This window comes from Streptococcus devriesei DSM 19639, from assembly GCF_000423725.1.
In the GTDB taxonomy this organism is placed as follows: Bacteria; Bacillota; Bacilli; order Lactobacillales; family Streptococcaceae; genus Streptococcus; species Streptococcus devriesei.
In genome coordinates, this window is the sequence record NZ_AUIN01000020.1 from 86929 (window position 1) to 96659 (window position 9731).

Genomic DNA, 9731 nt, shown 5'->3' on the forward strand with positions numbered 1-9731 from the left:
AACGCTCCAGCTGAAGCAAAGAAATTTCCGCATAGTCTACCCGCTGCTCTTTATTTTTCTTTAAGAACCATCAGCAACCCATACTGATATCTGTGCGGATTTCTCAGCAGCACCGCTTTCTGTAACAGATAGACTTCAGCATTCCTCTGAATGGTTTCATTCTAGCAAAATTTCAGCTGCAAAGCAACTTACATTTCCTATGCCTTCAGGCTAACGCCGTTTTCCTGCAGTTTCTTAACAGTTGCAGGACCGATTCCCTTAAGACCAAGCAGGTCTTTTTCGGTCCAGTCAGCAAAATCCTGAACTGAAACAATGCCTTCATTGTACAGTGTTTCTGCCAGATTGGATCGGATATCAGCCAACTCCGGCAGTGCAGAAAATTCCTCTAAGCTTGGCTTTTTAAACGAGTCCTTAACATCCTGTGTAACTGTTTTGGCTGTTTCTGCGACACTGGCAACAGCTTGTTTAGCCTTAGACAGCAGCCCTTGACGTTTCATTTGTAATTTCAGTGCTTTTTTACGATTCTTTTTCTTTGCCATTTTGTCCTCTTCTCATTAATACTCACGTGAACCTAATAAACCATCCGGCATATCATGAAAACCCTTGCCATTTTTATAGTTTTCAAATTTTCCCTGAATAAATTTATAAGCATCAAGCTTACTCTCATAACGAATGTAAGCATCTGCTGCATGCTCATCTTCGCCCTCTCGGGCAATCTTTCGGCTTTGCTGCATGGCCATTTCATTAACCGTCACCTGTGTATTAATCCAAGTTTCAAAATCCTTTAAAAACTCTTGTTCGTAAGACATTTTCCCTCCTAAATAAAAGGCATTAATCAATCAGTAAACATTATAGCTTAAAAATCAAGGGAATTCAAGATGACAGGCAAAAGACAGCCAAAAATCTATAAAACTCAAAGACGCTCAAGGGCGGTTTCGATTACCTCATCACCGGCAGACATTTTAATGACCTTGCCGTAAGTATTCGGGCGTTCCAAAACTGCTGCTAAAACATGAGCGACATCAGCAATGCTGTTAGTGCCAGGTTTAGCGGGATTGAGAGCTATTTTACCGCTGGCCGCTTCTTCTGTCAGTCCGGTTGGCTGAATAATCGTATAGTCTAAATCTGTCTGATGAACCACATAATTATCTGCAAAGAATTTGGCAATGTTATAATTGGTCAGCTTATCTAAACCGGGCAGATGCCACTTATCCGGCTCCAGAGCAAAAATAGAGCTCAGAAGAATAAAACGCTTGATGCCGGCCTGCTCGGCAGCTTGGGCCAATTTGACAGCTCCGAAAGCATCAACCTGTAAAAGATCCTGACCGCGAGAACCTGCAGTAAAATAAACGGCATCCATACCTTTGATACGCTCAGTCAAAACCGGCAGATCATCATGAAGATCAAAAGGCACTGCTGTAACATTTTGATGCTTAATGACATTTTCAGGCTTTCTGGCCCCTGCATATACGAAATGCTTTTCAGCTAACTGTTGAATTAATTGCTCAGCAACACGTCCGGTTGCTCCTGCGACAAAAATTTTCATCGTCATCCTCCTTAGAAATTTCCTATATTATAGCTCTTTCCTTCCAAAAATAAAAGGAAAACTACTTATCGACAGACCAGCAAGTATTTTTTCTTTCAAGCTTGCATTCTTTTCTATTTTATAGTATTATATAAAAGTCGCCGCTATAGTTAAATGGTATAATAGAGCAATGGTAATGCTCCGTTCCGAGTTCGATTCTCGGTGGTGGCAGTTAAAGAAGTCCGATCGGACTTCTTTTTTCGTTTCTAATCATAAAAAGACATCCTGTTTTAAAACAAGCAGGATGTCTTGCTGTTTAATTGACACATTCTTCAATGGCACTGTCAGCTGCAATACGGCCAAACGTGAAGATATCAGCCAGCGAGTTACCTCCAAGACGATTGCCCGCATGAAGACCGCCGGCAACTTCGCCTGCTGCATAAAGACCCGGAATCCTTTGTCCATTTTCATTGATAACATGAGTCTTTGTATCAATCTTAAGGCCGCCCATCGTATGGTGAACCGCCGGCTTGCGAGGAGTCGCATAAAACGGTGCTTTTTCACATTTAAGATCAAAGCTTCCTTTATTGAACTCAGGATCATAGCCGGCATCAACATAGCTATTATAATTTGCAATGGTCTCAGTCAATACTTTTGGATCGATCGCAATTTGCTCTGCTAATTCTTCCAGCGTATCCGCGCGGTAGAGGGTGCCTGCTGCGACCTGCGCTTCAATCTTCTCATCGCTGGTATTGTAGGCTGTTTTCTTGATATTATCGTCAGCAATCAGGTAGAAGAGACCGCCATTATCAATCGCAGCCTGCGACAGTTTATCCCGGCTGCCGTACTCGTCAACGAAGCGTTTTCCCTCTTTATTAACCATGATAAAGTTTGCAGGCGGCACTTGAAGGCCTGAGAAAAGTGCTCCGGTTTCGGGATCGGACACAGGCATCATCTGCGTAAAGCCCATGCCAACAAGGTCGGCTCCCACGCTTTGCCCAAGGATAATGCCGTCCCCGGTGATAGCCGGTGAGTTGGAAGTCTTAATGTCATCATCAATTTTGGTCCAATAGGTATTGTACTTCTGCAGCATTTTCGTATTGGCACCAAAACCGCCGGAGGCTAGAACGACTGCCTTAGCATGAACCGTAATTTTTTGACCGTTGCGACCAGTACCAACAACACCGCAAACACTGCCATTTTCTGCAATTAATTCTTTGACAGGAGTGTCTGTCAAGATCGTGCCGCCATTTTCACGCACATAGCGGTCAAGGACGGAGATGTAAGCATAGCCCATTGGCATTTTTGGCTTGTGGCCGCGGCGCCATAAGGCCCCAACCGGCATGGTGACTTCATTGCGGTCAAATTCTACGCCAACATCCTCCAGCCACTTGACAGATTCCAGAGCCCGCTCTGTCAAAATTTTGACAAGATCATAGTTGCCGTGGATTTCGTGACCCTGCAGGTCTGTCCGTTTACCGCCGATGTAGGTTTGAATACGGTAGAGTAATTTTGAATCAAAAAGGTAGCTCGGATCTTTGAGATAATCTTCCAATTCCAGCTTCAAGGCACGAAAGTCCTCCAGATACTCCGGATCAATATCAGCTTCGTCAGTATCATGAAGGTTTTGCAGCGTCTGTGCTTCACCGGGATGAGCTGCGAAGCTATTTTGCCACTCAGGCCAAGGTGCATTGACCGGACCGCCTGCACGGACGGTATTGCCGCCAAGTGCTGGGAATTTCTCAACAATAATCGCTGTCTTCCCCTGCTGCAGAACAGTCGCCGCTGCAGCTAGGCCGGCTCCGCCGCCGCCGACAATGACAACATCAGCTGTATATTCTTTATCTTCTTTATCCAGAGCTGATGGTGCTTTGGGCCGCTTGCGCAGCACATCAGGATTGCCTCCTGCCAGCTTAACTGCCCGGGCAACCCCGTCTAAAACACCTTGGCTGGTCACCGAAGCGCCGGAAACAGCATCGACATTAAGCGTCTGACCTTCTAAAATCTCATTAGGAATGCGGGTGAAGACAATGTCAGAAATACCAGACGTTTCACCTGAGCTATCGATATCAATAGACTCAATTTTTTCTTCAGACAGGGTAACTGTCATTGGCAGCTTGCCATTGTGACCTTCTGTCGTCACTTGGTAGGAACCCGGCTCAAAACGAACTTCTTCCGGCAGATTAAGCTGATTAGCCACCTCCACAAAACGCAGGAAACGCAAAAAACAGCTGTCCAGAAAATCTACTGTTCCTTCATCTTTCAAATCGCCATTCTCATCAAAAGCACGGTGAGCACGGCCAAGTAAAAATTCACTGCCCGGCATAACAGTTGCATTAACACCGGGAGCATCTAAAACCTGGCGCAGGTGGAGCTGTGCTCTGGAGGACCCTTGAACATCATAGGAAGCCCCTACAATCATAACAGGCTTGCCATCAAGCGGGTGAATAGTGAAGGACAGCCATTCCAAAAGACTGTTCAAACTTGAAGGGATGGAGTGATTGTGCTCGGGCGTTGCAATGATGACGCCGTCAGCATTTGTAATTTTTGTGTTAAATTCTTGGATAACAGGTGTATTGGTTTGATCATTTGTTTCATTAAACATCGGTACATCTGCAATTTCTAAAATATCAATCGCCGCTCTGTCAGCAAAATGTTTCTGCATGAACTGCAGCAGCAGGCGGTTGTAAGATTTAGCAGCGTTTGTACCAACAATACCAACTAATTTCATGATTAAGATACCAAAAACGTTGAAGGTGTCTGTAAGACACTTCAAGTGGCAGCTAAAGCTCGCCGCCACAGCGAAAAGCATCAATTTAAAAGAATTCCCCAAAATTATCATTTCTGAAATCCTTTATCTGCTTTTTAACTTTCCGCCCGAGTTTAATTCCTTTCTTTATTACTTCTTTTCGGCTGTCAGCCACAACAGTGACGATGTCACACTTAGCGTTTAGTCTGGACCTTCGAGGATCGGCCAGCCAGCCGCTGTCGCCCAGCCGAGTTTCAGCAAACTCTTCCAATTTTTCAAGGCACTGTCGCTGTTTTGCCAAAGAGTGCCTTATCTGCAGCAATCATATACAAGATTGCAGTCACTGCCCAAAACAGCTAATGAATCTCTCATAGCATGCTTTTTAAGAAGAGCTGCAGCCGTTTTATGCCTTATGCTTTCAGCCATTCCTCCCAGATGAAGGATTTCTTGCGCTCAGTATCGGCCGGTTTGACCAGCTGCTTTGTCAAATGGACAAATTCCAGAAATTCATCAAAGTGTTCTTCCAATTCTACCACTTTTTCAGGATTATTCAGATTAGCTTGGTCATCCAAAACTTGCTCAGAATGTCCCAAAAGAAATTCCGTTCCCGGCATAACACGCGCTTTCAATTCCGGCGCATCCAAAATCTGACGCAGATGGCTTTGCGCTCTTGATGTTCCCAGAGCCCCCAGAGAAGCACCTACAATCATAACGGGTTTATTAATCAGCACTCGGCTGGTGTAGGCAATCCATTCCAGAGCTGAGGCAAGCGGAGCCGGGATCGTGTGATCATACTCCGGAGTAGCAATAATGACAGCATCTGCCTCAGCAATTTTTTGGCTGAAAGCTGCCACCGCTGCCGGAGCAGCTTTGTCCTCAGGTTCATTAAAGGCTGGTAAAGCTTTGATTTCTAGGACTTCAATATCCGCTTTATCTGCAAAATGTTTTGCCATAAACTGCAGCAATTTACGATTGGTGGAACGGTCTGAATTGGTTCCAACAATGCCAGCTAATTTCATTCAAAAGACCTCCCTGTAAAATAATATCTCGCCTTTATTATACATCAAAAAATTATTTTTTGTAAGCGAATGCAAAGGGCTGACACGCTTTGTTCAAAGACAGTGCTGCCGCTCTTTTTTGCTGCACTTACTCATAAAGGCAGCACACAAACCAAAATTGACAGTATAAAAACACTACAACAGTCTCTCTCCTCATACTTTTATACTTTTAGTGCTGATTGTTCTGCTTTGACACAAATAAAAAAACCGGAACAAGACAGCTTGAATCTGGAAGAAAGCGTTCTTGTTCGGATTTTTAAATTTATTGTGCCGTATACAGCTCCAAGATCTTATCGCCAATGCGTTCAATATCATCAGTCAGGCCGCGCAGCTCAAAATCATCAAGCACTGGAAAACCAAATGTCTCAGCATACTGTTTAGCCGTCAGACAGTATTGATTGTTGAAATTTTTATTGCCGGAGCCGACAACACCGTAACAATAGCGATAGTTGTCAGCAAAAGCAATAAAATTCTTCAAGGGTGTTGTCAGGATTTCAACATCGCCGCTGTCAAGGCCGTTCCCTCCCTCAAGATAGGTCGGCAGAAAAGCCACAAAATAATCTGTCATGGCAAAAAAATCTTCTTGATCTTTGACCAGATCTTTAACATTAATCGTGTTGACAGGCAGATTGGTCTTAGGCTGCAAGTATGCTTTTAAGCGGTTGACAAAGCTTTGTGTGTTGCCGCTCAGACTAATATAAACTAAATTGATTGATGGCGTCATCTTTTCCCCTTTATGATAAATCTTTCCTTCGTTTGATTAATTTGACTACGGCTTCGGTTCTGGCTGTATGCGGAAACATATCGACTGACTGAATATAGACAACATCATAATGCTTCGCCAGCTTAACCAAGTCCCTCGCCAGTGTCGAGACATTGCAGGACACATAAGCCATTTTTTCAGGCTGGTATTGGATAATAAGATCTAAAAGTTTATCATCCAGCCCTGTCCGCGGAGGATCTACCACCAGAGCACTGGCTTGATAGCCCTGCTGATACCATTTAGGAATAATATCCTCGGCCTTCCCGGTCTCATAGTGGGTATTAGTAAATCCCAGCTGTCTGGCATTTCCTTTAGCATCGTCAATAGCTTCAGGTATAATATCCATGCCACGCACCGATTTGACCTTGTCCGCAAAAGCAAGGCCAATAGTACCAACCCCGCAGTAGGCATCAATCACTTCATCCTTTTCATTGACATCAAGCGCTTTGATGGCTTGCGCATAAAGAACCTGCGTCTGCTCGGGATTGAGCTGATAAAAGGCGCGCGGTGACAAAGAAAACGAATAGTCCAAGACCCTTTCCGATATGGTATCAGGCCCCCAGAGAATCTCTGTTTTATCGCCATAGATACTGCTGGACTTACTTGAATTAAAATTAACCGCAGCCGTCTTAATTTCTGAAAATGCCTCAGTCAGCTCACGAATAACTGGTGCCAGATTAACAGCTTTGCTCGTTACAAAAATCAGCTGGACTTGCTTTGTCGCCTGCGCTTTTCTAACCATAATCGTCCGAATACCGGAAAGCTTGCGCTCATTATGGATCGGCACTTTGTACTTATCCAGCAGCTTACAGGCCTGATTGACAATTTTTTGCGTCAGCTCATCCTGCACCAAGCAGTCCTTAATATCAACTAAGCGATGGCTCCCCTCCTGAAAGAGGCCGGCCTTAGTCACGCCGCCGATCCTGCGTGTCTGAAACTGCAGCTTTGCTCGATAATGCCACGGCCCATCCATCCCTATTGTCGGACGGATATCATAATGTTCATAACCGTGCGGTTTAAATTTTTTCAAAGCCTGCCTGAGCAAATCTTCTTTAAAATCCAACTGTTTATCATAGCGCAAGTGCATAATCTGACAGCCGCCGCATTCATCATAAATCGGACATTGCGGTTTGATGCGGAATTTTGATTTTTTATTAATCACAAGCAGCCGGCCCTGCGCAAAATTTGGCTTGACACTGGTTATCTGGCAGAAAACATCCTCACCTTTTAAAGCTCCAGGAACAAAAACCAGGGTCTTTTTATAAAAACCGATTCCTTCACCGTTAATCCCCATTCTTTTGATCTTCAGGGGAATTTTTTGTTTCACTCGTAAATTCATACTACTATTCTATCATTTTCTGCTATAATAAAGGCATGAAAATTACCAAAATTGAAAAGAAAAAAAGACTTTATCTGCTTGAAATTGATGAGACTGACAAACTCTATGTTACAGAAGATACCATTGTCCGTTTCATGCTAAGTAAAGACAAGGAACTCACATCAAACGATCTGGAGCAAATCAAGGCTTTTGCCCAGTTTTCTTACGGTAAAAACTTAGCGCTTTATTATCTGTCTTTTAAACAGCGCTCTGAAAAAGAAATCAGGGATTATCTGGCAAAACATGAGATTGACCCAGACAGTATTTCAGAAGTCATTAAGGCCCTAAAAAAAGAAAGATGGATTGACGACCTGCAGTATATTGAAACGGTTCTTCAGCAAAATCTTCATTCTGGTGACAAGGGGGCTTATGTATTAAAGCAAAAGCTACTGCAAAAAGGGATTGATCGAAAACTGATTTATTCTGCTCTGGAAAAGGCTGATTTTGCAGGCGTTTGCAGAAAAGCTGCTGAAAAAACATTAAAAAAATACCAGGGCAAACTTCCGCAAAGGGCACTGAGAGACAAGCTCAGCCAGACATTAACAAACAAAGGATTCTCCTATCAGGAAGCTAAAGCAGCAATCGCTGAATTCCCTTTGGAAGAATTTTCTGAAAATGAAGAGGAACTGATTTACAAAGAATTGGATAAGCAGTACCGCAAGTACAGCAAAAAGTATGATGGCTATGAACTCAAGCAGCGCCTGACACAGAGCCTGGCCAGAAAGGGATTTGACTTCGATCAGATTAGAAGCGCCTTGCGCGAGTATTTGTAAACTTCATGACAGAAAGAGTGATTTTTTCAAAAAATTATGATAAACTGTAAAAGACAAACTTAATTGTAGGAAGTTGGTAAGGCAATGAAATTACCTAAGGAAGGCGACTTTATTACAATTCAAAGTTATAAGCATGATGGTAGTTTGCACCGAACTTGGCGCGACACTATGGTACTAAAAACAACAGAAAATGCTGTTATTGGTGTGAATGATCATACCCTCGTCACTGAAAGCGACGGCAGACGCTGGGTAACCCGCGAACCGGCGATTGTTTATTTTCATAAAAAATTTTGGTTCAATATCATTGCAATGATCCGAGATAATGGCGTTTCTTACTACTGCAACTTGGCCAGTCCCCATGTACTGGATCAAGAGGCACTGAAGTATATTGACTACGATTTAGATGTTAAGGTTTTCGCTGATGGTGAAAAAAAACTTCTGGACGTTGATGAATACGAGACACACAAACAAAAAATGGGCTATTCTGCTAACATTGACTATATTTTAAAAGAAAATGTTAAAATTTTAGTTGATTGGATTAACAATGGTAAGGGACCTTTTTCACAATCCTATATCAATATTTGGTACAAACGTTATCTTGAACTTAAGAATCGTTAAGGTTGTCAAAAAAGCACTGCATAGTGCTTTCTTTTTATAGAACCAAACAGGGAGGCTTCGTATTATGGCATTTGCAAATACAAAAGGGCGGTATGCAAGTTTTGGAGTTGTCACCAGCCTGCCGCCGGAATTGATTGATGTTTTCTGGGAAATTCTTGATAATAATCTAAAGGATGTCTTCACACTGGATGATATCTTAACGTTTCAGCTGCTCAATAATCATGGACAGCTGAGCTTTAAATATTATGATAAGTACAGTCAGACAGCCATTGTATCTGATTATGCAGCTAAGTACGATCCTTTTTATCCGGAAATTGTCCAAATTGTTGACAATAACGGCAGGGAAACGATTCTTCTGCCGCATGAGCTAGACACCAATCTTTAAGATTTATCCTATTCATACATCAAAAAAGCCTGAAACTAAACTGAATTCTCAGGAATGCTGATCTTAGTTTCAGGCTTTTTTATTAAGCAGTTTCAGGCACTCAAAACAAGCTAAGCAAATAATCTGCGCTCTGGCAAGATTAAAATTATCCAATAATGAACTTTGATAATCCAACTTCTTAAAAAAGAAACATAAGAATGTCAGCACTTTAACATCTGATATATAAAATAAAATACTCGTGATCTCTTGCAATATAAGCCCACGAGTATTTAAGTTATTCAAACCGACGCTATAACAAAAAAAGAATCTAATAAATAGATTCACAATAGTCCGTACGGGATTCGAACCCGTGTTACCGCCGTGAAAAGGCGGTGTCTTAACCCCTTGACCAACGGACCATTCTTTATGGGCACGAGTGGACTCGAACCACCGACCTCACGCTTATCAGGCGTGCGCTCTAACCAGCTGAGCTACGCGCCCAA

Annotated in this window: 11 protein-coding genes and 3 tRNA genes; 4 read left to right on the plus strand and 10 right to left on the minus strand. The window is 42.9% G+C overall.

Annotation, left to right across the window (positions count from 1 at the left end):
• Positions 1-197 precede the first annotated feature (197 nt).
• From G573_RS0105665 to G573_RS0105675, 3 genes are all read right to left on the minus strand, one after another.
• Positions 198-539, minus strand: coding sequence for a helix-hairpin-helix domain-containing protein (locus tag G573_RS0105665; RefSeq protein ID WP_027975805.1), 342 nt, complete (start codon positions 537-539; stop codon positions 198-200).
• A 15-nt stretch (positions 540-554) separates the two neighbouring features.
• A complete protein-coding gene (locus G573_RS0105670; RefSeq protein ID WP_027975806.1) occupies positions 555-809 on the minus strand; it encodes a DUF1912 family protein in 255 nt (84 codons plus the stop codon).
• Between the two features lie 104 nt (positions 810-913).
• Entirely contained in the window at positions 914-1546 is a 633-nt protein-coding gene (locus G573_RS0105675; RefSeq protein ID WP_027975807.1) for an SDR family oxidoreductase, read from the minus strand.
• A 139-nt stretch (positions 1547-1685) separates the two neighbouring features.
• Between G573_RS0105675 and G573_RS0105680 the strand changes: the two genes are divergently transcribed.
• Positions 1686-1756 (plus strand) — tRNA-Thr (locus tag G573_RS0105680).
• An 85-nt stretch (positions 1757-1841) separates the two neighbouring features.
• On the opposite strand, the gene G573_RS0105685 is transcribed toward G573_RS0105680, so the two are convergent.
• The 5 genes from G573_RS0105685 to rlmD form a co-directional block, all read right to left on the minus strand.
• Entirely contained in the window at positions 1842-4256 is a 2415-nt protein-coding gene (locus tag G573_RS0105685) for a flavocytochrome c (RefSeq protein ID WP_027975808.1), read from the minus strand.
• Positions 4257-4341: 85 nt separating this feature from the next.
• The gene (locus tag G573_RS0105690) at positions 4342-4575 is read right to left on the minus strand and encodes a hypothetical protein (RefSeq protein WP_027975809.1); all 234 of its coding nucleotides are present in this window, start codon (positions 4573-4575) and stop codon (positions 4342-4344) included.
• Positions 4576-4684: 109 nt separating this feature from the next.
• Complete coding sequence (locus tag G573_RS0105695) at positions 4685-5293, minus strand: NADPH-dependent FMN reductase (protein ID WP_027975810.1); 609 nt, start codon at positions 5291-5293, stop codon at positions 4685-4687.
• A gap of 301 nt (positions 5294-5594) precedes the next feature.
• Positions 5595-6056 (minus strand): class Ib ribonucleoside-diphosphate reductase assembly flavoprotein NrdI, encoded by a 462-nt coding sequence (gene nrdI, locus G573_RS0105700; protein ID WP_027975811.1) that lies wholly within the window; start codon positions 6054-6056, stop codon positions 5595-5597.
• Positions 6057-6066: 10 nt separating this feature from the next.
• The gene (gene rlmD, locus G573_RS0105705; protein WP_027975812.1) at positions 6067-7434 is read right to left on the minus strand and encodes a 23S rRNA (uracil(1939)-C(5))-methyltransferase RlmD; all 1368 of its coding nucleotides are present in this window, start codon (positions 7432-7434) and stop codon (positions 6067-6069) included.
• A gap of 35 nt (positions 7435-7469) precedes the next feature.
• Here rlmD and recX point away from each other — a divergent pair, with 35 nt between their 5' ends.
• The 3 genes from recX to G573_RS0105720 all read left to right on the plus strand — a co-directional run bounded on the left by recX (position 7470) and on the right by G573_RS0105720 (position 9249).
• Positions 7470-8246, plus strand: coding sequence for a recombination regulator RecX (gene recX / locus G573_RS0105710; protein WP_027975813.1), 777 nt, complete (start codon positions 7470-7472; stop codon positions 8244-8246).
• An 84-nt stretch (positions 8247-8330) separates the two neighbouring features.
• Positions 8331-8864: a nucleoside tri-diphosphate phosphatase gene (ntdP, locus tag G573_RS0105715; RefSeq protein WP_027975814.1), complete on the plus strand. Its 534-nt coding sequence runs from the start codon at positions 8331-8333 to the stop codon at positions 8862-8864.
• Between the two features lie 64 nt (positions 8865-8928).
• On the plus strand, positions 8929-9249 hold the full coding sequence (locus tag G573_RS0105720) for a DUF960 domain-containing protein (protein ID WP_027975815.1): 321 nt from the start codon (positions 8929-8931) through the stop codon (positions 9247-9249).
• Positions 9250-9575: 326 nt separating this feature from the next.
• Here G573_RS0105720 and G573_RS0105725 read toward each other — a convergent pair.
• Together G573_RS0105725 and G573_RS0105730 are read right to left on the minus strand one after the other, a co-directional pair.
• Positions 9576-9647: transfer RNA gene (locus G573_RS0105725), tRNA-Glu, on the minus strand.
• Between the two features lie 8 nt (positions 9648-9655).
• Positions 9656-9729: transfer RNA gene (locus G573_RS0105730), tRNA-Ile, on the minus strand.
• Between the last annotated feature and the right edge of the window lie 2 nt (positions 9730-9731).

Coding starts and splice junctions, on each gene's coding strand:
- G573_RS0105665 (WP_027975805.1), bottom strand. CDS start 539: ATGGCAAAGAAAAAGAATCGTAAAAAAGCACTGAAATTACAAATGAAA.
- G573_RS0105670 (WP_027975806.1), bottom strand. CDS start 809: ATGTCTTACGAACAAGAGTTTTTAAAGGATTTTGAAACTTGGATTAAT.
- G573_RS0105675 (WP_027975807.1), bottom strand. CDS start 1,546: ATGAAAATTTTTGTCGCAGGAGCAACCGGACGTGTTGCTGAGCAATTA.
- G573_RS0105685 (WP_027975808.1), bottom strand. CDS start 4,256: ATGAAATTAGTTGGTATTGTTGGTACAAACGCTGCTAAATCTTACAAC.
- G573_RS0105695 (WP_027975810.1), bottom strand. CDS start 5,293: ATGAAATTAGCTGGCATTGTTGGAACCAATTCAGACCGTTCCACCAAT.
- nrdI (WP_027975811.1), bottom strand. CDS start 6,056: ATGACGCCATCAATCAATTTAGTTTATATTAGTCTGAGCGGCAACACA.
- rlmD (WP_027975812.1), bottom strand. CDS start 7,434: ATGAATTTACGAGTGAAACAAAAAATTCCCCTGAAGATCAAAAGAATG.
- recX (WP_027975813.1), top strand. CDS start 7,470: ATGAAAATTACCAAAATTGAAAAGAAAAAAAGACTTTATCTGCTTGAA.
- ntdP (WP_027975814.1), top strand. CDS start 8,331: ATGAAATTACCTAAGGAAGGCGACTTTATTACAATTCAAAGTTATAAG.
- G573_RS0105720 (WP_027975815.1), top strand. CDS start 8,929: ATGGCATTTGCAAATACAAAAGGGCGGTATGCAAGTTTTGGAGTTGTC.